21 protein-coding genes are annotated in these 23,099 nt (G+C 72.7%); 11 read left to right on the forward strand and 10 right to left on the reverse strand.

Annotation, left to right across the window (positions count from 1 at the left end; genetic code table 11):
* Positions 1–164 precede the first annotated feature (164 nt).
* From ACFY2B_RS40595 to ACFY2B_RS40615, 5 genes are all read left to right on the forward strand, one after another.
* A complete protein-coding gene (locus ACFY2B_RS40595) occupies positions 165–1,373 on the forward strand; it encodes an FAD-dependent monooxygenase (RefSeq protein WP_390768085.1) in 1,209 nt (402 codons plus the stop codon).
* Between the two features lie 83 nt (positions 1,374–1,456).
* A complete protein-coding gene (locus ACFY2B_RS40600; RefSeq protein ID WP_390768086.1) occupies positions 1,457–2,950 on the forward strand; it encodes an MFS transporter in 1,494 nt (497 codons plus the stop codon).
* Positions 2,947–3,609 (forward strand): TetR family transcriptional regulator, encoded by a 663-nt coding sequence (locus tag ACFY2B_RS40605; protein ID WP_390768087.1) that lies wholly within the window; start codon positions 2,947–2,949, stop codon positions 3,607–3,609. The genes ACFY2B_RS40600 and ACFY2B_RS40605 overlap by 4 nt, the downstream gene beginning before the upstream one ends.
* Positions 3,610–3,684: 75 nt before the next feature.
* The gene (locus ACFY2B_RS40610; RefSeq protein ID WP_390768088.1) at positions 3,685–4,668 is read left to right on the forward strand and encodes an aldo/keto reductase; all 984 of its coding nucleotides are present in this window, start codon (positions 3,685–3,687) and stop codon (positions 4,666–4,668) included.
* Between the two features lie 46 nt (positions 4,669–4,714).
* The gene (locus ACFY2B_RS40615) at positions 4,715–5,200 is read left to right on the forward strand and encodes a DUF6328 family protein (RefSeq protein ID WP_390768089.1); all 486 of its coding nucleotides are present in this window, start codon (positions 4,715–4,717) and stop codon (positions 5,198–5,200) included.
* A gap of 111 nt (positions 5,201–5,311) precedes the next feature.
* Here ACFY2B_RS40615 and ACFY2B_RS40620 read toward each other — a convergent pair whose 3' ends face one another.
* From ACFY2B_RS40620 to ACFY2B_RS40635, 4 genes are all read right to left on the reverse strand, one after another.
* Positions 5,312–6,271, reverse strand: coding sequence for a threonine/serine dehydratase (locus ACFY2B_RS40620; protein WP_390768090.1), 960 nt, complete (start codon positions 6,269–6,271; stop codon positions 5,312–5,314).
* A gap of 259 nt (positions 6,272–6,530) precedes the next feature.
* On the reverse strand, positions 6,531–7,208 hold the full coding sequence (locus ACFY2B_RS40625) for an AIM24 family protein (RefSeq protein WP_390768091.1): 678 nt from the start codon (positions 7,206–7,208) through the stop codon (positions 6,531–6,533).
* 65 nt (positions 7,209–7,273) lie between these two features.
* Positions 7,274–8,662, reverse strand: a complete 1,389-nt coding sequence (locus ACFY2B_RS40630) for a CAP domain-containing protein (protein ID WP_390768092.1) — start codon at positions 8,660–8,662, stop codon at positions 7,274–7,276.
* 87 nt (positions 8,663–8,749) lie between these two features.
* Positions 8,750–9,973, reverse strand: coding sequence for a serine hydrolase domain-containing protein (locus tag ACFY2B_RS40635; RefSeq protein ID WP_390768093.1), 1,224 nt, complete (start codon positions 9,971–9,973; stop codon positions 8,750–8,752).
* A gap of 440 nt (positions 9,974–10,413) precedes the next feature.
* Here ACFY2B_RS40635 and ACFY2B_RS40640 point away from each other — a divergent pair, with 440 nt between their 5' ends.
* Genes ACFY2B_RS40640 through ACFY2B_RS40650 form a run of 3 tightly spaced genes read left to right on the forward strand, consistent with a single transcriptional unit; the run spans position 10,414 to position 13,063 of the window.
* On the forward strand, positions 10,414–10,659 hold the full coding sequence (locus ACFY2B_RS40640) for a hypothetical protein (RefSeq protein ID WP_390768094.1): 246 nt from the start codon (positions 10,414–10,416) through the stop codon (positions 10,657–10,659).
* Complete coding sequence (locus tag ACFY2B_RS40645; protein ID WP_390768095.1) at positions 10,656–11,906, forward strand: SGNH/GDSL hydrolase family protein; 1,251 nt, start codon at positions 10,656–10,658, stop codon at positions 11,904–11,906. The genes ACFY2B_RS40640 and ACFY2B_RS40645 overlap by 4 nt, the downstream gene beginning before the upstream one ends.
* Before the next feature lie 29 nt (positions 11,907–11,935).
* The gene (locus ACFY2B_RS40650) at positions 11,936–13,063 is read left to right on the forward strand and encodes a glycoside hydrolase family 88 protein (protein WP_390768096.1); all 1,128 of its coding nucleotides are present in this window, start codon (positions 11,936–11,938) and stop codon (positions 13,061–13,063) included.
* A 179-nt stretch (positions 13,064–13,242) separates the two neighbouring features.
* Here the strand turns inward: ACFY2B_RS40650 and ACFY2B_RS40655 are convergent, their stop codons facing one another.
* The 3 genes from ACFY2B_RS40655 to ACFY2B_RS40665 are packed head-to-tail and all read right to left on the reverse strand — an operon-like array spanning position 13,243 to position 16,708.
* Positions 13,243–13,590 carry a UBP-type zinc finger domain-containing protein gene (locus ACFY2B_RS40655; protein ID WP_390768097.1) on the reverse strand — a complete coding sequence of 116 codons (348 nt, stop codon included), beginning with the start codon at positions 13,588–13,590 and terminating at the stop codon, positions 13,243–13,245.
* On the reverse strand, positions 13,587–15,035 hold the full coding sequence (locus ACFY2B_RS40660) for an ATP-binding protein (protein ID WP_390768098.1): 1,449 nt from the start codon (positions 15,033–15,035) through the stop codon (positions 13,587–13,589). The genes ACFY2B_RS40655 and ACFY2B_RS40660 overlap by 4 nt, the downstream gene beginning before the upstream one ends.
* Positions 15,032–16,708: an FAD-dependent oxidoreductase gene (locus tag ACFY2B_RS40665; RefSeq protein ID WP_390768099.1), complete on the reverse strand. Its 1,677-nt coding sequence runs from the start codon at positions 16,706–16,708 to the stop codon at positions 15,032–15,034. Before ACFY2B_RS40665 ends, ACFY2B_RS40660 begins: the two co-directional genes overlap by 4 nt.
* Before the next feature lie 178 nt (positions 16,709–16,886).
* Between ACFY2B_RS40665 and ACFY2B_RS40670 the strand changes: the two genes are divergently transcribed.
* Entirely contained in the window at positions 16,887–17,759 is an 873-nt protein-coding gene (locus ACFY2B_RS40670) for a universal stress protein (RefSeq protein WP_390768100.1), read from the forward strand.
* Positions 17,760–17,832: 73 nt separating this feature from the next.
* Here ACFY2B_RS40670 and ACFY2B_RS40675 read toward each other — a convergent pair whose 3' ends face one another.
* The 3 genes from ACFY2B_RS40675 to ACFY2B_RS40685 all read right to left on the reverse strand — a co-directional run bounded on the left by ACFY2B_RS40675 (position 17,833) and on the right by ACFY2B_RS40685 (position 20,595).
* The gene (locus ACFY2B_RS40675; RefSeq protein WP_390768101.1) at positions 17,833–19,068 is read right to left on the reverse strand and encodes a DUF4032 domain-containing protein; all 1,236 of its coding nucleotides are present in this window, start codon (positions 19,066–19,068) and stop codon (positions 17,833–17,835) included.
* 67 nt (positions 19,069–19,135) lie between these two features.
* The gene (locus ACFY2B_RS40680; RefSeq protein ID WP_390768102.1) at positions 19,136–19,882 is read right to left on the reverse strand and encodes an MBL fold metallo-hydrolase; all 747 of its coding nucleotides are present in this window, start codon (positions 19,880–19,882) and stop codon (positions 19,136–19,138) included.
* A gap of 86 nt (positions 19,883–19,968) precedes the next feature.
* Positions 19,969–20,595: an alpha-ketoglutarate-dependent dioxygenase AlkB gene (locus ACFY2B_RS40685; protein ID WP_390768103.1), complete on the reverse strand. Its 627-nt coding sequence runs from the start codon at positions 20,593–20,595 to the stop codon at positions 19,969–19,971.
* A 148-nt stretch (positions 20,596–20,743) separates the two neighbouring features.
* Here ACFY2B_RS40685 and ACFY2B_RS40690 point away from each other — a divergent pair, with 148 nt between their 5' ends.
* Both ACFY2B_RS40690 and ACFY2B_RS40695 read left to right on the forward strand, forming a co-directional pair.
* Positions 20,744–21,385, forward strand: a complete 642-nt coding sequence (locus ACFY2B_RS40690) for a TetR/AcrR family transcriptional regulator (RefSeq protein ID WP_390768104.1) — start codon at positions 20,744–20,746, stop codon at positions 21,383–21,385.
* 31 nt (positions 21,386–21,416) lie between these two features.
* Positions 21,417–23,090, forward strand: a complete 1,674-nt coding sequence (locus tag ACFY2B_RS40695) for an FAD-binding dehydrogenase (protein WP_390768105.1) — start codon at positions 21,417–21,419, stop codon at positions 23,088–23,090.
* Positions 23,091–23,099 lie beyond the last annotated feature (9 nt).

Raw genomic sequence — 23,099 nt, forward strand, 5'->3', positions numbered from 1 at the left:
GCCACGGCGTCAGGCATCGACGGCGTCTCCCCGGCCAGAGGCGGACGTCCACGGCACGACCGAGGACGACGGCGGGCCGAACCGCCGTCCACCCCACCCCGCACTGCTACTCTGCGTTTTCGATCGATCACGTCGAGTGACTGCATGACTACCAGGGGTGTGCCGTGAAGGTCGTCTGTGTCGGAGGCGGGCCCGCCGGCCTGTATCTCGCGATCCTGCTCAAGCGACAGGACCCGTCGCACGACGTCACCGTCCATGAACGCCGCCCCGAGGGCTCGACCTACGGCTGGGGCGTCACCTACTGGCGGGGACTGCTCGACCAGCTCGGCGCGCACGACCTGGAGTCGGCGCGCGCCGTCGAGGAGCACTCGGTCCGCTGGAGCGACGGGGTGGCCCACGTGCGCGGCCTCGCCGCCCGTCACCACGGCGACCAGGGCTTCGGCATCGGCCGCCACCGGCTCCTGGAGATCCTCGCCGCCCGCGCCCGCTCCCTCGGCGTACGGCTGGAGTTCGAGAGCACGATCGGCACCGCGCCGGCCGACGCCGACCTCGTCGTCGCCGCCGACGGCGTGCACAGCGCGCTGCGCGCCCGGCACGCGGACCACTTCGGCACCGAGTCCAGGGCCGGCCGCAACCACTACATCTGGCTCGGCACCTCCAGGGTCTTCGACGCCTTCACCTTCGCGTTCGTCGAGTCCGAGTATGGCTGGATCTGGTGCTACGGCTACGGCTACAGCGGCGAACGCAGCACCTGCGTCGTCGAATGCGCCCCCGAGACCTTCGCCGGGCTCGGCCTGGACCGGCTGCCCGAGGCAGACGGCCTCGCCCTGCTGGAGACGCTGTTCGCCCAGGTGCTGGACGGCCACCGGCTCATCGGCCGCGCCGCGGGTGACGGCGGCGCGCAGTGGCTGAACTTCCGTACGCTCACCAACCGCACCTGGTCCCGCGGCAACCTCGTGCTGCTCGGCGACGCCGCCCACACCACGCACTACTCCGTCGGCGCCGGGACCACCCTCGCCCTGGAGGACGCGATGGGTCTCGCGGCGGCCCTGCGCGCCCACGACACCCTCCCGCGGGCACTCGACGCCTACGAACGGCAGCGGAAGGCCGACCTGCTCGCCGTGCAGAGCGCGGCCCGCTACAGCGCCCAGTGGTACGAGAGCCTGCCCCGTTACATCCAGCTGCCCCCGCACCGCATGTTCGCCCTGCTCGGTCAGCGCCATTCGCCCCTGCTGCCGTACGTCCCGCCGCAGCTCTACTACGGCATCGACAAGGCGGCCGGCCGGCTGGAAGCGCTGCGCAGGCTCAAGCGATGGCTCGGACCGCGGGCCGCCAAGGCCCTGTACGCGCGCTCGTCGGACGGCCGCCAGTAGGGGCGGCAGGTTGGTGAACGGCCATTCACCCAGTAAGGTGAATGGCCGTTCACCAACCTTCGATCCTGCGTCCAGGAGTGCCGATGGATCAGCCCGTCCCGATATCCCAGCCGCCCGGCGCCCGCGCCGGAGCGGCGCGCGCGAGGGACCGGGCGACCGTCCCGGTGCTGGCCTTCGGCGGCATCCTGATGGCCGTCATGCAGACCGTGGTCGTGCCGTTGCTGCCCGACCTGCCCCGGCTCACCGGCGCGTCCCCCGGCACCGTCTCCTGGACGGTCACCGCCACCCTGCTGTCCGGCGCGGTCCTCACCCCGGTGCTCGGCCGGGCCGGCGACATGTACGGCAAGCGCCGGGTGCTGATCGGGGCGCTCACCCTGATGACCGCGGGTTCCGTGATGTGCGCCCTGTCCTCCGACATCTCCGTGCTCATCACCGCCCGGGCCCTCCAGGGCGCCGCCGCCTCCGTCGTCCCCGTGTCGATCAGCATCCTGCGGGACGAACTGCCGCCCGAACGCCGGGGTTCCGCGGTCGCCCTGATGAGTTCCACGGTCGGCATCGGCGCGGCCCTCGGCCTGCCGCTGGCCGCGCTCGTCGTGCAGTACGCCGACTGGCACACCATGTTCTGGCTGACCGCCGTCCTCGGCGCGCTCGGTGTGCTGCTCGCCTGGTGGGCGATCAAGGAGTCGCCCGTGCGGGAGCCGGGCCGGTTCGACGTGCTGGGCGCGTGCGGGCTCGCGGCCGGGCTGATGTGCCTGCTGCTGGGCGTGTCCCAGGGCGGGCAGTGGGGCTGGGGCAGCCCGCGGATCCTCGGGCTGTTCCTCGCGGCGGTGGCCGTCTTCGCCCTGTGGTGGTGGCACCAGCTGCGTGCCGAGCGGCCGCTGGTCGACCTGCGTCTGGTCAGCCGGCCGCGGGTCGGCCTGTCCCACGTCGCGGCCCTGCTGACCGGGTTCGCCTTCTACGCCAACACCCTCGTGACCGCCCAACTGGTCCAGGCCCCCGAGGCCACGGGGTACGGCCTCGGCCTGTCCATCGTCGCCACCGGGCTGTGCCTGCTGCCCGGCGGCATCACCATGCTGCTGTTCTCGCCCCTGTCGGCCCGCATCTCGGCGGCCCGCGGTCCGCGGATCACCCTCGCCCTCGGGGCCGCGGTCATCGCCTGCGGTTACGCCGTGCGCATCGCGGACAGCCGGGACCTCTGGATGATCATCGCGGGCGCCACGGTGGTCGCCACCGGTACCACCCTCGCCTACTCGGCCCTGCCCACCCTCATCCTGCGGGCCGTGCCGGCCGGGCAGACCGCGTCCGCCAACGGCGTCAACGTCCTGATGCGCACCATCGGCCAGGCGATCTCCAGCGCGGCCATCGCCGCGGTCCTCGTGCACCACAGCAGCCCGGTCGGCGGGGTCCCGGTGCCCACGCTGCACGGCTATCTGCTGGCGTTCGCGATGGCGGGCGCCGTCGCGCTGGTGGCCTGTGCGGCGGCCCTGGCCATTCCCGGGGGCGCGGCCCCGGACGACCCCCGGCCGGCCGACGGCACCCCCCGCGGCGCACGGGAGCGGGCGATGGAGGGAGCATGAACACCATGGCCTCCCGATCCGGCACCGATCCAGCCGCCCAGACCGGCCCCGACCCAGCCGCCCGGGCCGGTACCGCCGCGTCGGCCCCGGCGGGTACCGCCGCATCCGCCCGCCGGGACGCCGACGCGACCAAGGCGGCCATCCTGCGGGCGGCCCGCCACTTCCTGGCCCGGCGGCCGCACACCGACGTCACCCTGAAGGCCGTCGCCGAACGCGCCGGTGTCAGCCCGCCGTTGATCCTCAAGTACTTCGGCAGCAAGGACGCCCTGTTCGCCCGCGTGATGTCCTTCGACGCCGACGCGGCGGCCCTGCTGGACGCACCCTTGGAGCGGCTCGGTCCGCACATGGTCCGGTATGTCCTGGAGGGCCAGCGCCGCCGCGGCGCCGACCCGCTGGTGCGTATCGTCTTCGCGCCCCTGCACGGGGACCACGGCGCCGTGCTGCGGGAGAATTTCCGCGACCAGGTGACCACCCGCCTGGCCGGCCGGCTCCCCGGCCCCGACACGGGCCTGCGCGCCGAACTCGCCGTCGCCGCGCTCGTCGGCCTCGGCGTGATGTACGGCATCGCCCGCGGTTCGCACCTGCGCGACAGCGACATCGACACCGTCGTCGAATGCTACGGGCCCCTCGTCCAGGCGCAGTTGATCCCCGCGCCCTGACTTCCGCCGAGGCCCACGGGTGCGTCCGGAGCGGGCCGTTCCGGACGCACCGGCGGCGGATGACAGACTGACGGCATGGACGAACGCGTATTCGGCAGGTCGGGACAGCGGGCATCGGCCGTCGGTCTCGGCACCTGGCAGCTCGGCGCCGACTGGGGCGATGTGGACGACAAGGAGGCGCTCGCCGTGCTGGAGGCGGCGGCCGAGTCGGGAGTGACCTTCTTCGACACGGCCGACGTCTACGGCGACGGACGCAGTGAACAGACCATCGCCGCCTTCCTGCGCGGCAGGCCCGGCCTGGAGGTGCTGGTCGCCACGAAGATGGGCCGCCGGGTCGACCAGATCCCGGAGAACTACGTCCTCGGCAACTTCCGGGCCTGGAACGACCGGTCGCGGCGCAACCTCGGCGTCGACCGGATCGACCTGGTGCAGCTGCACTGCCCGCCGACGCCCGTGTACTCCTCGGACGAGGTGTTCGACGCCCTGGACACTCTGGTCGCCGAGGAGCGGATCGCCGCGTACGGCGTCAGCGTGGAGACCTGCGCGGAGGCGCTGACCGCCATCGCCCGGCCGGGCGTGGCGAGTGTGCAGATCATCCTCAACCCGTTCCGCATGAAGCCGCTCGGTGAGGTGCTGCCGGCAGCCCGGGACGCGGGCGTCGGCATCATCGCCCGGGTGCCGCTGGCCTCCGGCCTGCTGTCCGGCCGGTACACCAAGGACACGGTCTTCGCCGCCAACGACCACCGCACGTTCAACCGGCACGGCGAGGCGTTCGACCAGGGCGAGACCTTCTCCGGCGTCGACTACGACACCGGCGTCGAGGCCGCCGCCGAGTTCGCCGCCCTCGCCCCCGACGGTTGCACCCCGGCCCAGCTCGCCCTGCGCTGGGTCGTCGAGCAGCCGGGCGTGACCACCGTGATCCCCGGCGCCCGCAACCCCGCCCAGGCTCGCGCCAACGCGGCCGCCGCGGAACTCCCGCAGCCGCCCGCGAAGACCCTGGCCGCGATCCGGGAGCTGTACGACCGCCGGATCAAGGCCCAGGTGGAGGACCGCTGGTAGGGGGAGCCGCCGTTTGAACGCCCGGCCGGACGGTTACCCGCATCGCATGACGCAGGCGGGCGACCGGACAGGACGCGACGAGAGCGACGAGCAGCGGGCCGACCGGATGTGGAGCGAACTCATCCAGGAGGTCCGCGTCGCCCAGACGGGCGTCCAGATCCTGTTCGGCTTCCTGCTCACCGTCGTGTTCAGCGCGAAGTACGACGACCTGGCCGACGCCGACCAGGCCATCTACACCGTGACCGTCGTGCTCGGCGCCTGCGCGACCGGTGCCCTCATCGGACCGGTCTCCCTGCACCGCATCGTCGCCGGGCGCCGCGTGAAACCCCGCGCGGTGCGCTGGGCCTCCCGGCTGACCTTCGTCGGCCTGTTCCTGCTGCTGGCCACCATGACCGCCTCGCTGCTGCTGATCCTCAGGGTGGCCGCGAACGGCACGGCCGTGGTGTGGCTGGTGGCGGTGGTGGTGGCCTGGTACCTGGTGTGCTGGTACCTGCTGCCGCTGTGGGTGCGCCGCCGCCACACCACGCGCTGACCCGGGCGTCCCGGCCGGCCGGGCCCTGCTCGCGCACCGCCTGCCGGCCGGGGCCGAGTTCGCCGCGGGTGACGCCCCCCTGTGCGCCGGATCACGGTGCCGGGACATCCGTCACCGCAGCGCGAACCGCTCCGTGAGACCCATGAGGTCCCGTGGCGTCATGTTGCCGCCGCACACCACCAGTCCGAGCCGGGCGCTCCCGCCCACCCGTTCCAGCACCCGGCGGGCCGCGGGCAGCAGACAGCCGGCGGCCGGCTCCGCCCACACCTTGGCGTGCTCGGCGAGGTCGAGACAGCCCTCGACGGCCTCCCGGTCGGACACCACGAGGACCTCCTCGACCAGGGCCGAGACATGGTCGTACGTCAACTGCGACACCGACGGGGCGCTGAGCGTCGTGACGACCGAGGACAGCTCGACCGGCACCGGCCCGCCCGCGGCCAGGGCCTCCGACATCGCCTGGGCGCCCGCCGTCTCCACACCCCAGACCCGTACGTCCGGCCGACGGGCGCGCAGCGCCGCCGCCACCCCGGAGATCAGACCGCCGCCGCCGACACTGACCAGGACGTCGGTCAGTTCGTCGGCGTCGTCCGCGAACTCCAGCCCGACGGTGCCCTGCGCGGCGATCACGACGGGGTCGTCGAACGGGTGGACCAGCGTCAGCCCCTCGTCCCGCAACTGGTTCACCAGCGCGAACGCGCTGTCCATGCCGTCGGTCAGCCGCACCGCCGCCCCGGCCTCCCGGGCGATCTCGATCGAGCGCGCGGGCGCCGTCCGAGGCATGACGACGGTCGCCTTCACGTCGAGGGCGCCGGCCATGACCGCGAGGGCGACCCCGTGGTTGCCGCCGCTGACCGCGACCGCTCCGGCCGCGCGCTCGGCCTCGCTCAGCGTGAGCAGCTTCGCCGTGGCGCCGCGCGCCTTGAACGACCCGGTGCGCTGGAGCAGTTCGAGTTTCGCGGTGACCGGGACGCCGAGCAGCGCGGACAGGCCGGGACTCGGCACCGTAGGGGTGCGTACGACATGTCCGGCGATGCTGCGCGCCGCGGCCTGGACGTCCGAGATGCCGATCAAGGCTCTCATCCTCTCCGGCACGGTGTCAGGGCGGGGACCGCGCCGGTCCTGACCCTGACCCGGGGACCCCGTGAAGGTCAACTCCTCCACCCGGGCGCGGTCCGGGGCCGCCGGGAAACGCGTCGGACAGCGCGGCGCCGCACTGCCCCGGAGCGACGCCCCGGGCCGGTGCGCGGCCCGGGGCATCGTCTTTCCCCGGATCAGGACGCCGGTCCGGCCGAGGGGACGCAGGTGCGGTACGGACCGCGCCACGGACGTGTCAGTGCTGCTGCGGCCGCTGCGGGGTCGCCTCGCTCGGGCGCACCACGACGTACCCCTCACCTTGCAGCATCAGCTGCACCGCCTCGCCGGAACCGCCGCGCAGCATCGAGCCGATGGACTGCGACCGGTGCAGCGAGGTCTGCAGCCGGGTGGTCCAGCCGACCACCGCGTCCGTGTCGACGTACACGGGGTACTGTGCCGATACCGGGATCACCAGCGGCGTGCCGTCGCAGACCAGGCCGAGCCCGCCGTGCCCGCTGAAGACGCTGTTGAACAGTCCGCCACCGGCGATGCCCGAGCCCTTGACGGTCTTGATCTCGTACGAGAGCGAGGCGTCGAAGCACAGCACGTTCCGGCCGCTGACGGTGAACTGGTCCCCGGGCTCGACCTCGACGATGAAGCAGTTCTGCGCCTCGTGCGCGAACCACGCCTCACCCCGGCCGCGCACCGCCATCAGAGGCAGGCCCTCACCGGTGACCGCACGCTTGAGCATGCCGCCCACGCCCTGGCCCTTGCGTTCGAACTGGAGATTGCCGCGGAAAGCGATCATCGCGCCCTGACGGGCGAACATCTCGCCGTCGACCGCGTACTTGATGCATTTGGCATTTTCGATGGACATACCGGGTGCGACGGCCGGCTGCACCATGTGCTCACTGGAAAAGAGGTAACCCTTCATGCGGGCATGGTGTCCCGGAGGGCGTCGTTCCGCCAAGATCGCGGAGTACGGTTCCGGTCCGGCGGTCAGGCGCCGAAGAGCTGGGTCCAGTACGTGCCCGTCCGGCCGCCCCCGGCGAAACCCACGCCGATGTGGGTGAAGTCCGGCTTCAGGATGTTGGCGCGGTGGCCCGGACTGTTCATCCAGCCCGTCACCACCTCGGCGGCGGAGCGCTGGCCGCAGGCGATGTTCTCACCGATCGTGCGCCGCCGGGAACCCGCGGCGGCGGCCCTGTCCCAGGGTTGTGAGCCCTCGGGCGAGGTGTGCGAGTAGAAGTCCCGGGCCACCATGTCCGCGCTGTGCGCCTGTGCGGCGGCCGTCAGTTGCGGATCCACGGCGAGCGGCGTCAGCCGCGCCCGCCGCCGCTCCCGGTTGGTCAGCTCGACCACATCGGCGCAGGTGCGCGCCAGCGCGCCGGGGGTGAGGGGGACGGCCCACAACGCCGTCCAGTAGACGTCGCCCGTGCGCGGCCCGGTGGCGTACGCCAGTCCGGTGTGCGTGAAGGCGGGATCCTGGAGGGTGCGCCGGGCCTGCTCGGTGCGCAGACAGTACGCCACGAACTCGGCGGGCGTGCGCGGTCCTGAGACCAGGTGTTCGCCGACGGTGACGTAGGCGAATCCGGTCGCGGTGATCCGCTGGTGGAGCGCGGTGCCGTCCGGGCTCTCGGTGGCGAGACGGCCGCCGGCGGCCAGCGCGGCCACATGGGCCCGCGCGGCGGCGACCAGCCGGGCGTCGAGGACGACCAGCGGTGAACCGGCCTCGGCGCGGGCCGGGTTGACGAGAGTGAGGAAGCCCTCGGGATCGGGCGCGGGGGAGTTTGCCGAACCGGGCGTGGTGGCGGCACCCGGCCCGGTGGCGGGGGAGGCGACGAGGCGGGACGGGGCGGAGGAGGCGGCGGCGCGGGGGCCGGGGACGGGCGCCGACGTGGCTGTGGGCTCGTCCACGACGTCGACCCCGAAGTCCCGGGCGAGTCCGGCCAGTCCGTCCGCGTATCCCTGGCCTATGGCCCTGAGCTTCCAGGCGGCGCCCCGGCGGTACAGCTCGGCGAGCAGCAGCACGGTCTCGGGGCCGGGGCGCGGCGGGGCGAACCGGGCCACCGCCCGGCCCCGCTCGTCATCTACCTGGAGCACGGGCGCGGGCAGCCGGCCGAGCGGGGTGCCGGGCTCGGCCGGGCTGACGGCCACGGTGACCCGGACCGCGCCCGCGCGCAGCCCGGCCGGATCGACGCTCAGCGTGTCGCCGCGCAGCCGGACGCCGGGGGCGGCCGGCTGGTTGTAGAACACGAAGTCGGCGTCGCCCGCGACCTTTCCGCTCTCCCCGGTGACGATCGCGGACACGTCGAAGGGACCGGGCACCCGCAGGTTCAGCGGGCCGCCCGGCAGGGGCAGATTGCCCCCGGGAACCAGCTCGCTCATCGTGCCGCCCAGGAGAGGTGGTGGTTCGGGCCCGGGTGGGCCTTCCGTGCAACGCCCGGGCGGCACGCGATGGTTCCCGCGGTCCACTCAGTGGCGGATCACCGACGGGGCGATGTCCTCGGTGCGTGCGACGGCCGTCATGGCCCGCTTCCGGTCCGTCCGCCGCTTCCCGCAGAACGCCGACTCCAGCGTGCCCGCCATCGTGTTGAGCACCTTCACGTTGTTGGAGGTGTTGGCCAGCGCCGTGACGCTGCGCCGGCCGTCCCCGCTGGTGAAGGCGTAGGTGTAGTAGCCCTGGACGACGCCCGTGTGGCCCTGCACCGAGACGCCGCAGGACAGGGTGCGGCGGCGCAGCCCGAGGCCGTACGCCGTCGTGCTGTCCACCTTCGTGAACCGTTCCATCTCCGCCAGCGCCGCGGCCGAGGTCAGCTTGGCGTCGGCGAGCGCGGAGAGGAAGGTGTTGAGGTCCCGGGTGCTGGAGATGACGGCGCCGGCGCTCTGCGCCCAGGAGACCGTCTGCTCGGTCGAGTCGACCAGCGCCTCTCCGGGCGTGTCCGGGGTGAGGTAGCCGCGCGCGTACCGGCCCTGGATCTTGACGTCGGGGTGCACGTACGAGGTGTCGTGCAGCTTCAGCGGCTTGAAGATGCGGTTCTCGTACTCGGAGCGCACGGAGTGCCCGGTGATCTTCTCGATCAGCATCCCGGCCACCACGAAGTTGGTGTTCGAGTAGGCGTAGGCGGCGCCGGGCGTGTTGGTGCGCGGCTTCTTCAGCGAGAGGTCGACCAGCTGGCGGTAGGAGTAGACCTTGTTGCGCACCGTCTCGAAACCGGAGACGGTCTTGGCGAACATGTCGTTGGTGTAGTCGTACAGGCCGCTGCGGTGGCTCAGCACGTGCCGCACGGTGATCCGGTCGTCGGGCAGCAGACCGGGCAGATACCGGTTGACGGGAGCGTCCAGGCTGAGCTTGCGCTCGTCCGCCAACTGCAGCAGGACGACGGCCGAGAAGACCTTGGTGACACTGCCGACGCGGAAGCGGTCGGCGGTGCCGATGGCCCGCCGGGTGCCCTGGTCGGCGAAGCCCCGCGCCGCCGTGTACACGCTTCCGCGGTCGTCGATCCGGGCCATGGCACCGGGCGCGCCCTGCGCCACCGCCGAGCGCAGCACGTCGCGCAGTCCCGCGGTGTCCGGTGCCGGCAGCGCGCTCGGCGCCTCGTCGCCGGCCCGGCCGGGCGTGGCCTGGGCCGGCATCGCGAGCAGCGAGAGCGCGAGCGTTCCGAGCACCGCTCCCCTGCCCACCGTTCCTGAGATCATCCGGTCTTCACTCCCATGTCCATTGATTCGGGGCGAAATGTTCCGTATGGGGCGAGGCAACCTTCTCGCACGCCGTCAGATCTCCGCGGCTGACACACAGTTGGGGCGCGGCCGATCACCCGGTGGCGCGGTCACGCAGGGCCGCCGAGGCGTCGGGCGCGGTCCGGAATCCGGGCCAACTGCCCGTTCGACAACTGCTGTTTCATTTATTGACAGTAGAAAATAACGGTCATAGGTTCCCGGCCATGCGCTCGACCTCACCCCCCGAGTCGTTCCCGGCGCACATCACGGCCGCCTCACGGATCGCCGCGACGCTCCTGTCCCACGGTCCCCTCCCCGGACCGTCCGCCGCGATCCGGTCGTTCACCACAGCACCTTCCACCCATGGACCGGGCAAGGGCTGAGCCGCCCCGACCCCGAACACACAGGAGGTACGACCCGTGCGGTCCCCCTCGTACACCGCCCCGCCCGCGCGCGGGCACAGAGCCGCCGCCGTCCCGGCCGCCGCCGCGCGCCTGGCCGACGCCGTTCCGGAGGCACCCGTCGTTCCGGAGCCAATCGTCGATCGGGAAGCACCCGCCCACCCCGTGGCACCCGCCGTTCCGGAGGCACCCGCCGGGACGGCCACCGCCCCGGCCATGGAGAGCGCGGTGGCCCCGGTCACCCTCGAAGGGATCACCCGGTGACCGGGCGACTCGCCCACGTCTGCCGCGCCGTCGTCGTCATCCTCGTGATCGCCGTCGGCCAGACCGCGCTCGCCCACGCGAGCGACGCCCCCCAGACCGCCGTCGGCCGGACGGCCGGCGCCGACCCGGACTCCGTCGTGATCTGGGCGGCGAGCGCCGACCGGATCGGCGACGCCGTCGCCGACCGCGGCTACCGGCTGATCGTGCACACCAGTGCCGGCGGTACCGGGACGCGGATCCGGCTGTCCAACGTCTTCGGGGACCGTCCGGTGACGTTCGACGGCGTCCACGCCGGGATCCGGGCCGAGGGCGCCGCACTCAAGAAGGGCAGCAACAAGCGACTGACCTTCGACGGTGCCCGCACGGTCACCGTGCCCGCGGGCGCCGCCGTGTGGAGCGACCCGCTGCCCGGCACCCTGCCCGCCGCGACCGATCTGGTGGTGAGCCTGCACAGCCCGGACGCGGCGGGCCCGGTCACCGGCCACGGCATGGCGATGCAGACGTCGTACCTCAGCGACGGCGACCACACCGCCGAGGACTCCGCCGCCAACTGGTCCGCCACGACCGGCTCCTGGGCCTATCTCGACGCCGTCTCCGTACGGCCGGGGAACACCGCCACCGGGGCCGTGGCGGCGCTCGGCGACTCCATCACCGACGGCTGGGCGTCCACCGGCGACACCAACCGCCGCTGGCCCGACTACCTCGCCCGGCGCCTCGCGACCGCGCAGTCCACGGTCAAGGGCGTTGCCAACGAGGGGATCTCCGGCAACAAGGTCCTCGCGGACGGCGCCGGACAGAGCGCCCTGAACCGGCTCGACCGGGACGTCCTGTCGCTGCCCGGGGTCCGCACCGTCTTCCTCTTCGAAGGCGTCAACGACATCAAGGCGCACACCGGCGTCACGGCCGAGGACCTGATCGCCGGATACCGCGAGATCGCCGACCGGGCGCACGCCGCCGGCAAGTGCGTCGTCGGCGCGACCGTCGGCCCGTTCAAGGGCTGGCCCGAGTGGGACCCGGACGCCGAGGCCGTACGCCAGGAGGCGAACGCGTTCATCAGGACCAGCGGGCTGTTCGACGCCGTCACCGACTTCGACCGCGTCCTGCGCAGCCCGTACGACCCCGAGCGGATGCTGCCCTTCCTCGACGCCGGTGACCACCTCCACCCAGGCGACAAGGGCATGCAGGCCATGGCCGACGCCGTCGACCTGGACACGCTCGACTGCTCCCGCACGCCCGGCACCCGGTGACCCCCCCCCACAGTGAAGGAGTCGCACCAGTGAACCGACGTCAGTTACTCACCGGCGGGACCGCGCTCGCGGCCACCGCGACGATCCTGTCCGCCGCGCCCGCCTCCGCCGCGCCCCCGGCCCTGCCCCGCAGAGCGGAGGTGGTCGCCGTCCTGCGCCGGGTCGCCGACCACTGGATCGGCGCCCACCAGGACCCCGGCGACAACGGCTGGGCCAACGCCACCTTCTTCAGCGGTCTGCTCGCCCTGTACCGCCTCGCCGGCGAGCCCCGCCACCTCGCCTACGCGAAGGCATGGGCCGAGAAACACGACTACGCGCTCAACGGCGGCGTCACCACCCGTCACGCCGACAACCACAACGCCGGGCAGACCTACCTCGACCTGTACGAGATCGAGCCGGACGCGCACAAGATCGCCGCCATCGAGGAGTCCCTGCACCGGATGGTGTACACCGACCAGCCGGACAAGAACGACGACTGGTGGTGGGACGACGCCCTGCACATGGCGATGCCCCCGTTCGCCCGGATCGGTGCCCTGCGCGGCGACCGGCGGTACTGGGACAAGCTGTACGCCCTCTACAACCACACCAAGCGAACAGAGGGCGGGCCCGGACTCCACGACGACGCCACCGGGCTCTGGTACCGCGACAAGCGGTTCCTGCCCGGCGGGATCGTCTCGCCGAGTGGCCGGCCGGTCGTCTGGTCGCGCGGCAACGGCTGGGTGGCCGGCGGACACAGCAAGACCCTGAAGGCCCTGCCGCCGACCGAGCCGCACACCGCCGAGTACCGGGACACACTGGTCCGCCTGGTCCGGGCGGTCGGAACGGTGCAGCGCGCGGACGGCTTCTGGAACGTGAACCTCGCCGACCCCGGCCACCTGCCGGGACCCGAGACCAGCGGTACGTCCTTCTTCCTGTACGGCACCGCGTACGCGGTGCGGGCCGGACTGGTCGGCCGGTCCGCGTACCTGCCCGTGGTCACCCGCGCGTGGCAGGGCCTGGTCGGCACCGCCGTCCACCCGGACGGTTTCCTCGGCTACGTCCAGAACGTCGGCGACCGCCCCGAGTCCAGCCAGCCCGTCACCTACGACAGCACCGCGGACTTCGGGGTGGGCGCGTTTTTGCTGGGGGGTGCGGAGTTCGCCCTGCTGTGCGGGTGACGCTTCGCTGGGTGGGCTGATGGGACGTCGTCGTTCGACCGCGGGTGCGTGGGGGCTGGGGTGGGTTGCGCAGTTCCCCGCGCCCCTGTGGAGGTGGGTGGGTTGTGGGTTGTCTGCGGGTGTGTGGGGGCCGGTCGCGCAGTTCCCCGCGCCCCTTTCGGGGGGCGCGGGATTCGGTTTCAGCGGAGGGATTGTGCCCAGTTCGCTGGTACGCGGCCTGCCGGGCCGGGGACGGGCTGGTCCGTCGGGTGTGCGGCCGGGGGAGCGAGTTCCGGGCCGGTCTCGTACAGCTCCTGTGTGTCGTAGTTCCAGAACCAGTCCTCGTCCGGCTCGAAACTGCGGATCAGCGGGTGGCCAGTGGCCTCGTAGTGGGCGGTGGCGTGCTTGGCGGGGGAGTCGTCGCAGCAGCCTATGTGCCCGCACTCCGTGCAGCGCCGCAGGTGGAACCACCAGCCGCCGGCCTCGTCGCACTCCACGCAGCCGGTACCGCTCGGTGGAACGGCGGGATCGATCGCGATGTCGGTCATGCTGCCTCCTCAGGTGTCTCGGCGGCCAGCGGGAGCAGGACCTGGAAACGGGTGTCGCCGGGCACCGACGTGACCCGGATGCTGCCGTGGTGCTTGTTGACGATGATCCGCCAGGAGATGTCCAGGCCCAGCCCGGTGCCCTCGCCGACCGGCTTCGTCGTGAAGAAGGGGTCGAAGATGCGGTCGCGGATCTCCGGTGCGACTCCCGGACCGGTGTCACGGAACTCGACGAGGATCTGTTCGTGGACCGGCGCCGTGCGGACGGTCAGCGTGCCCTCGCCCCCCGCGCTGCCGATCGCCGCGACCGCGTTGTCGATCAGGTTGGTCCACACCTGGTTCAGCTCCGCCGGGTAGGCCGTGATCGGCGGGAGCGTACGGTCGTACTCCTTGACGACGTCGATCCGCGGGCCGATCTTGGCGGACAGCATCAGCAGCGTGCTGTCGAGGAGTTCGTGCACGTCCACCACCCGGTAGGGCGCCCGGTCCAGCTGCGAGTACTGCTTGGCCGCGTCGACCAGGTGCGAGATCCGGGAGGTGGCGTCCTCGATCTCGTTCATCAGCAGCTCGGTCTCGATCGTGTAGTTGAGCCAGCCGATCACGCCGGGCAGGATCTCCTCGCCGACCGCTGCCGCCGCTTCCTCCAGCCAGTCGACGTCGAGCCCGGCCTGCACGAAGGTGGGCGCGACCTGCCAGCCGTTGTCGACGCCGTGCTCGTCGAGCCAGTCGGTGAGGGCGTCCTCCCGGTCGGTGGCCTCCAGCGGACTGAGCGAGGGAGCCTTGGCGACCCGTTCAGCGGTGCGTTCCTGGACCTCGATGAGCGCGGCCAGCTCCTCGCGGGAGAAGGGGCCCTCGGTGATGACGGCCAGCTTGTGCCGCATCTTCGCCACCCGCTCGCGCAGGGTCGCGGTGGCCCGCACGGCGGCTGCCGCCGGGTTGTTCAGCTCATGGGTGAGACCGGCCGACAACGAGCCGAGTGCCAGCAGCCGTTCCCGCTGTCCGACGGTCGCCTGCGTGTTCTTCGAACCGAAGAACAGCCCCTCCAGCAGGTGCACCGCCATCGGGAACCACTCGTCCATGATGTCCGCGAACGTGTCGGCGGGCAGCACGAAGAACCTTGTCGGCTCGGTGACGCGCATCGAGTTGCGGTACACCTGCCGCACCCGGTCGCTCAGGTATGCCTGCATGGCGCCCGCGTACACGCCGCGCTGCGAGGTGCGGTTGGTCTCCACGTCGTCGCCCGCCACCCGGCGGGACAGGACGACGGTGCCGTCGAGCATGACGTAGAAACAGGTGGCGGGCTCGCCCTCGGTGTACACCGGGCCGGGGTCGTGCAGTTCCACCCGCCCCTCCCGGCACAGCCGGCCCAACTGCTCCGGTTCGAGTTTCTCGAACAGGAACAGCGTGCCGATCTCCTTGGGACTGCACGGCATCAACCGACCGCTCATGACTGCTCCAGATACCGGTGGACGAGCATCACGGCCATGGCTCCCTCGCCGACGGCCGACGCGACGCGTTTGGCGGACTCGGCGCGCGCGTCACCCGCCACGAACACCCCGGGAACGCTGGTCTCCAGGTGGTACGGTGGCCGGTCCAGCTCCCAGTGCGCGGGCGGCCTGCCGTCGGCCGTCAGATCGGGCCCGGACAGGATGAACCCGCGCTCGTCGCGCAGCACCGTACCGTCCAGCCAGTCGGTGAGCGGGGCCGCGCCGATGAACACGAACATCCACTGGGCGTCGACCCGTTCCGTCTCCCCGGTCACCGCGTGCCGCAGCGTCAGCTGTTCCAGGTGGTCCGTGCCGTGCGCGGCCTCGACGACGGTGTGGCAGCGCACGAAGATGTTGGGCGCCTCGTTGATCTGCTGGATCAGGTAGTACGACATGGAGGCCGACAGGTCCGCGCCGCGCACCAGCAGCGTGACCGACTTGGCGCCCCGGGCCAGGTACATCGCGGCCTGTCCGGCCGAGTTGGCGCCGCCGACGATGTACACGTCGTGTCCCTGGCAGGCGGCGGCCTCGGTCAGCGCGGAGCCGTAGAACACGCCGCAGCCGGTCAGCCCGGTGCAGCCGTCGGCGGTCAGCTGCCGGTACTGCACCCCGGTCGCCAGGATCACGCTGTGCGCCGCCACCGCGGAACCGTCCGCGAACCGCACCACCCGCGCCGCGCCGTTGACCTCCAGACCGGTCACCTCGCGGGCGGTGAGGATCTCGGCGCCGAACTTGGCGGCCTGCCGCCGGGCCCGGTCGGTGAGCTGTGCCCCGGAGACACCGTCCGGGAAGCCCAGGTAGTTCTCGATGCGGGAGCTCTGCCCGGCCTGCCCGCCGGTCGCCGACCGCTCCACGAGCACCGTCCGCAGCCCCTCTGAGGCCCCGTACACGGCCGCGCCGAGCCCGGCGGGTCCGCCGCCGATGACGACGAGGTCGTAGAAGTCGGCCGTGGGGGTCGTCGCCAGGCCCACCTTCGCGGCCAGCTCCGGCGCCTCGGGTTCGACCAGCACCGTCCCGTCGGGGGTGATCACCAGCGGGAGGTTCTGCCCGTCCTGTCCGGCCGCCGCCAGCAGCCGCCGGCCCTCCGGCTCGTCGACCGAGTACCAGCGGTACGGCACCTGGTTGCGGGCCAGGAACTCCCGTACGTCCGAGGACCGGGCCGACCAGCGGTGACCGACGACCTTGGTGCTGGGCACCGGCCGGTGGTCGCTGCTGCGCCAGGACTCCAGCAGGTCGTCGAGCACCGGATACAGCTTCTCCTCCGGCGGGTCCCACGGCTTGAGCAGGTAGTGGTCGAGATCGACGACGTTGATCGCGTCGATCGCCGCGTTCGTGTCCGCGTACGCGGTCAGCAGCACCCGCCGCGCGCCCGGGTACACGTCCAGGGCCTGCTCCAGGAACTCGATGCCGTTCATCTGCGGCATCCGGTAGTCGGCGAGGATCACGGCGACCAGGTCGCCGCGCAGCTTCAGCTCGCGCAGCGCGCCCAGCGCCGATTCGCCGGACTCCGCGCGCACGATCCGGTACGACTCGCCGTAACGGCGCCGCAGGTCGCGGGCGACGGCGCGCGAAACACCCGGGTCGTCGTCCACGGTCAAAATGACGGTCCGCGCTGTGTCGGCGGCCTGTGCCATACGTCTCCCACCCCGAGAGGTCTTGTCCACGGGACGGTGTCGCCGTCGTCACCGCACCGGTCCACGCCATCGTATGTTCGATCCGCCGGCTTCGCTCTGCCACGCCGGAGCGCACCCGCGACCCGGCCCGGGTGGGGAAGACTGACCCCGCACACGCGCGACGACGAGGAGGCTGCGCATGACACGCCCGATCACGACGGGGGTCGACGGTACGGAGGAGAGCCTGGCCGCACTGGCGTGGGCGGCCCGCGAGGCCGTCCGCCGGGACCGGCCCCTGCACGTGGTGCACGCCTGGCACCCCCAGCACCACGCGGCGACCGCCGCGGCGGACCGGGAGACCCAGCGGGCCTGGGTGCGCGACGCGACGGACCGGGCGGTCCGCCTGGTCACCGAGCGGCACCCGGAGCTGACCGTCACCACGGACGTCGTCGAGGGCCACGCCGCCGAGGCGCTGCTCGCCGCCGCGGCCGGGGCCGAACTGCTGGCGCTCGGCTCACGCGGCCACGGACCGGTCGTGGGGTTCCTGCTCGGCTCCGTCGGCCAGCAGGTGATCGCCGAGGCCCGGCGGCCGGTGGTGCTGGTGCGCGCCGGGGACCGGGCCGCCGCCGAGGCGGCCGGCCGGGACGTGGTCGTGGGCCAGCAGGGCGACCCCGAGGACAGCGCCGCCGCGCTGCGGTTCGCGTTCGAGACCGCGGCGGCCCGCCGGGCCGCGCTCCTGGCCGTCCGGGCGTGGACCCTGCCGCCCGTCTTCGCCTACAGCCCAGGCTCGATGAAACTCCTGGACGACGCCGGGGGCCTGGAGCCGTACGAGAAGGAGGCGCTGGCCGAGGCGCTCGGGCCGTGGCGGGAGCGGTTCCCCGACGTGCCCGTCACCGAGCACATCGAGATGGGCAGCGCGGGTCAGGTACTGCTGTCGGTCGCGGCGCGGGCCCAGCTGATGGTCGTGGGCCGCCGGGCGCACCGCACGGCGGTCGGCGCCCGCATCGGCTCGGTGGCCCACGGGGTGCTGCACCACGCGTCGTGCCCGGTGGCCGTGGTCCCACACGACTGACCGGGCCCCGCCGGACCACCACCGGTCCCTGGGGCGCCGCGCAGTCCGCGGCGCCCCCGGACCGGCGGCCCGTTCACTCGGGGGCCGTCGGCTCCAGCGTCGCGCGGGCCTTGGGCAGGACGTTCTCGATGTAGTCGGCGACCGCCGTGTCCAGCCCTATGTCGTGCTGTGCGCGCTCGGACAGGTACCAGCGGTGTTCGAGCAGCTGGTGGTAGATCTCCGCGGGATCCATCGCGCCGCGCAGCTCGGGCGGCACGGCCCGCACGGTAGGCCGGAACACGTCCCGCACCCAGCGGTGGGCCAGCACCTCGTCCCGGGTGCTGAGGGGGTCGCCGGGCGCGTAGTCGTCCTGGGTGGCCATCCAGCTCTCCAGGTCGTTCAGCAGCCGCCTGGCCTGGTTCTCCTCCGTGTCCAGACCGGTCAGGCGCAGCAACTGGCGCTGGTGGTGGCCCGCGTCGACGACCTTGGGCACGAAGGTGACCGAGTCACCGGTGGAGGAGTGCTCGATCTGCATCTCGGCGACGTCGAAACCGAGGTCGTTCAGGCGCCGGATGCGGCGCTCGATGTAGTGGTACTTGCCGGCCGGGTAGACCGAGGTGCGGGTCAGCTCCTGCCACAGGCCGTCGTAGCGGGTGCAGATCTCGTGGCCGAACTCGACGGGGTCCACGGACGGGTGCAGCGCCCCGGACGCCTCCAGGTCCATCAGCTCGCCGCTGATGTTGACGCGCGCCAGGTCGAGGTCGTACTCACGCTGGCCGGGGCTGAGCCGCGTGTGCAGATCGCCGGTCTCGGCGTCCACCAGATAGGCGGCGTAGGCGCCCGCGTCACGCCGGAACAGCGTGTTGGACAGCGAGCAGTCGCCCCAGGCGAACCCGGCCAGGTGCAGCCGCACCAGCAGCACGGCCAGCGCGTCCATCAGCCGGTGCATGGTCTCCGGACGCATGGTGGTCTCGAACATCGAGCGGTACGGCATCGAGCCGCGCAGGTGCCGGGTGACCAGCGCGGACTCCAGCGGCTCCCCGGTGCCGTCGGCGCGGCCCGTGATCATGGCCAGTGGGTCGACGGCGGGGATGCCGAGCCGGTCCAGGTCGCGCAGCAGTCCGTACTCGCGCAGCGCGGGCCGGTCGGCGAGTTCCTTGACCGCGATGACCTCGCTGCCGGCCCGGGCGTAGCGCACCACGTGCCGGGAGATGCCCCGGGGGAGCGGCACGAGGTATTCCTCGGGCCACTCCTCCAGGGGCAGGCCCCAGGGGAGTTCGAGCAGGAGCGCGGGGTGCTCCGGATTGGTGGCGCTGATCTGCAAGGCCATGGCACGAACCCTACGGCCTGCCGCGGCGGGCGGTGCGGAGTGGGCGGCCGCCCGGCGGGCGGGTGCCTCAGCCGGCCCGCGTCCGGGCCAGTTCGGCAGCATCGCGCACCGGCCCGTGGTGGACCGGCCCGTGACCCGGCAGCAGGGTGTCGCCGTCGAGCTGTGCGATCAGCTCCAGCGAGGCCACCGTACGGGCCCGGTCGTGGTCGAACATGACCGGCAGCAACTGGGGTCCCCGCAGCCGGGCGGTCGGGTGGCCGCTGACCAGGGCGTCACCGGAGATGACGATGCCGAGGTGGGGCAGGTGGTACACGGTGTGCCCGTCGGTGTGGCCGGGCGTGTGCACCGGGACGGGCCGGCCCGGCAGGTCCAGCGCACCGTCGCCGGGGAACGACTCCGGAGCGCCGACCGGATGCTGCTCCGTGCCTCCGACCCGCAGCACGTGCACGAGCCAGGGCACGACGCCCGGCCGCCAGGCGTTGCGCAGCACCGCGCCCACGGACACCTGCTGGAGGAACTCCCGGCGGGCGTGCGGGACTTCGGCCTTGTGCAGGTAGACCGGGGTGCCGTAGGTGCTGCGCAGGTACTCGGCCGAGCCCAGGTGGTCGTTGTGCGCGTGTGTGATCAGTACGGCGGTGACCGCCTCGGGCGCACTGCCCACCGCGGCCAGGGAGTCGAGGAGCGGCTGCCGGTCCCCGGGGTAGCCGGTGTCCACCAGGGTCACGGCGTCCCCGTCCTTGAGGATCACCCAGTTGGTGTTGTTCCCGTGCACCAGGTAGGCGCCGTCGGCGACTTGGCGTACGTCTGCCTGCATGATCTCCCCGAGTCCTGAGCGTGCTGTCCGACGCGGACAGCCAACCAGATGCGCCGGCCGCCGCCGTGCGCGGGGGGCGCCGGAGATCACCGTACGCCGTGCGGGCGGAACTGGATGCTGATGCGCGGCCCCGTGGCGCGCGCCGTTTTCGGGATGCAGTGTTCCCAGGTCCGCTGGCAGGAGCCGCCCATCACGATGAGATCGCCGTGGCCGAGCGGCCGGCGGACCGAGTGGCCGCCGCCCACCGGGCGCAGCAGCAGGTCCCGGGGCGTGCCCACGGAGAGGATCGCGACCATGGTGTCCTCGCGGGCGCCCCGTCCGAACCGGTCGCCGTGCCAGGCGACGCTGTCCCGGCCGTCGCGGTAGTGGCACAGGCCGGCCGTGGTGAAGGGCTCGCCCAGTTCGTCGGCGTAGTGCCCAGAGAGCGCGTCGCGGGCCTCGGCCAGCACCGGGTGCGGCAGCGCCTCGCCTGCCCGGTAGAAGGCGAGCAGCCGTGGTACGTCGACGACGTTGTCGTACATCGCGCGCCGCTCCGCGTGCCACGGCACGTCCGCGGCCAGCCGTTCGAACAGCGTGTCCGCCCCGCTCAGCCAGCCGGGCAGCACGTCGATCCAGGCGCCGGCGCCCAGCACGGTGCGGCGGGTTCCGCCGAGGGCGGCGAGCCGCGGCTCGTCGCCCTGGTCGAACAGAGAGCCCTGCAGGTGCGTGGCCATGCCGCCAGCGTAACCCTTGAATCGAAAATATGTTCCCATGATCGTCGTTCGGTGATCGCCGTGCCGCGCCGCGGGCCTTCCGGCCTTCCGGGCCTTTCGATACATCGGCGTATCCGATACATTCGCGTATCGAACGGAGGGCCGGGCGATGGCGCAGACGACGGCCGGGCGGCTGACCCGGCGCCGGGTCCGGACCCGGGCCAGGCTGCTGGACGCCGCGTTCACCGTCTTCGCCGCCAAGGGTTTCGGCCGCGTCTCCATCGAGGAGATCTGTGAGGCCGCGGGCTTCAGCCGGGGCGCCTTCTACTCCAACTTCGCCACCCTGGACGAGCTGTTCTTCGCCCTCTACCGGGACCGGGCCGACCTTATTACCGAGCAGGTGGCCGCCGCGCTGGCGCTCGACGGACCCGGCCTGGACGTCCCCGCCGCCGCGGACCGGGTCACCGAGGTGCTCCTGCTGGACGTGGACTGGCTGCTGGTCAAGACCGACTTCCTGGTGCACGCCGCCCGCGACCCCGCCGTGGCACAGGCGCTCCTCGGCCACCGGACGCGCCTGCGGCAGGCGATCGCGGACCGGCTCTCCCGGGCCGCGGGCCACACCGCGCTGCCCGCCGCGCTCGGCGGCGCGGACGGCGCCGCGCGCGCCGTGGTCGCCGCCTACGACGGCGTCACCACCCAACTGCTGCTGGACCGGGACGTGGACGCCGCCCGTGCCTGGCTCCGCCGGCTGCTCACCGCGCTGCTGACCGACGGCAACGGCGCCCCGCACGGCTCGTGGCACGACTCGTAGAGACATTTGCCGAGGGAAGGAAACGGTCACCATGGACGCGGACGTCATCGTCGTCGGAGCGGGCCTCGCCGGTCTGGTCGCGGCGCACGAACTCACCAGCCGGGGCCGGCGCGTCGCCCTGGTCGACCAGGAGAACGCCGCCAACCTCGGCGGCCAGGCGTTCTGGTCCTTCGGCGGCCTCTTCCTCGTCGACTCCCCGGAGCAGCGGCGCCTCGGCGTCAAGGACTCCTTCGACCTCGCCTGGAACGACTGGCAGGGCAGCGCGCGGTTCGACCGGCTCGCGGACGAGGACTCCTGGGCGGTGCGCTGGGCGCGCGCCTACGTCGAGTTCGCGGCCGGCGAGAAGCGCTCCTGGCTGCAGGGGCACGGCATCTCCCTGCTGCCCACCGTCGGCTGGGCCGAGCGTGGCGACCTGCGCGCCGACGGGCACGGCAACTCCGTACCGCGTTTCCACATCGCCTGGGGCACCGGCACCGGTGTCGTCGAGCCGTTCGCGCGCCACGCCCGGCAGGCCGTCCAGGACGGGCTGCTCACCTTCCACCACCGGCACCGGGTGGACGAACTGGTCGTCGAGGCGGGGCAGGCCACCGGTGTGCGCGGTACCGTCCTCGCCCCCGACGACGCGCCGCGCGGTGTCCCCTCCAACCGGGACCGGATCGGCGACTTCGAACTGAGCGCCCAGGCCGTGATCGTCACCAGCGGCGGCATCGGCGCCGACCACGACATCGTGCGCCGGTTCTGGCCCGAGCGGCTGGGCACGCCGCCCGCGCACATGGTCACCGGCGTCCCGGCGCACGTAGACGGCCGGATGCTGGGCATCAGCGCCGAGGCGGGCGCGCGCCTGGTCAACCGGGACCGCATGTGGCACTACACCGAGGGGCTGCGCAACTGGGACCCGGTCTGGCCCGGCCACGGCATCCGCATCCTGCCCGGCCCCTCCTCCGTCTGGCTGGACGCCCTCGGCCGCCGGCTGCCCGACCCGTGCCTGCCCGGCTACGACACCCTGAGCACCCTCCGGCACCTGCGCACCACCGATGACCTCAAGGACCACGACCACTCCTGGTTCGTCCTCACCCGGAAGATCATCGAGAAGGAGTTCGCGCTGTCGGGCTCCGAACAGAACCCGGACATCACCGCCAAGGACCGCAAGGCGGTCCTGCGGGACCGGCTGCTCGGCAAGGGCGCCCCCGGGCCGGTGCAGGCATTCCTGCGGCACGGCGCGGACTTCGTGACCGCCGAGACCCTCGAACGCCTCGTGGCGAAGATGAACGGGCTCACGGACGAGCCGCTCCTCGACCCGGCCGAGGTGCGCCGCCAGATCGAGGCCCGTGACCTGCAGATCGACAACCCCTACAGCAAGGACTCGCAGATCCAGGGCATCCGCAACGCCCGCCGCTACATCGGCGACCGCCTCGGCCGGGTCGCCGTCCCGCACCGCATCCTCGACCCGGCCGCCGGCCCGCTCATCGGCGTCAAGCTGCACATCCTGACCCGCAAGACGCTCGGCGGCATCCAGACCGACCTGGACTCGCGCGCCCTGGGCGCCGACGGGCAGCCCATCGGCGGGCTGTACGCGGCCGGGGAGGTGGCCGGTTTCGGCGGCGGCGGTGTCCACGGCTACAACGCGCTGGAGGGCACCTTCCTCGGCGGCTGCCTCTTCTCCGGGCGTGCCGCGGGGCGGGCGGCGGCGCGGCAGACCGGGTGAGTCGGCCGG

This window comes from Streptomyces sp. NPDC001270, assembly GCF_042896695.1.
Classification (GTDB): domain Bacteria; phylum Actinomycetota; class Actinomycetes; order Streptomycetales; family Streptomycetaceae; genus Streptomyces.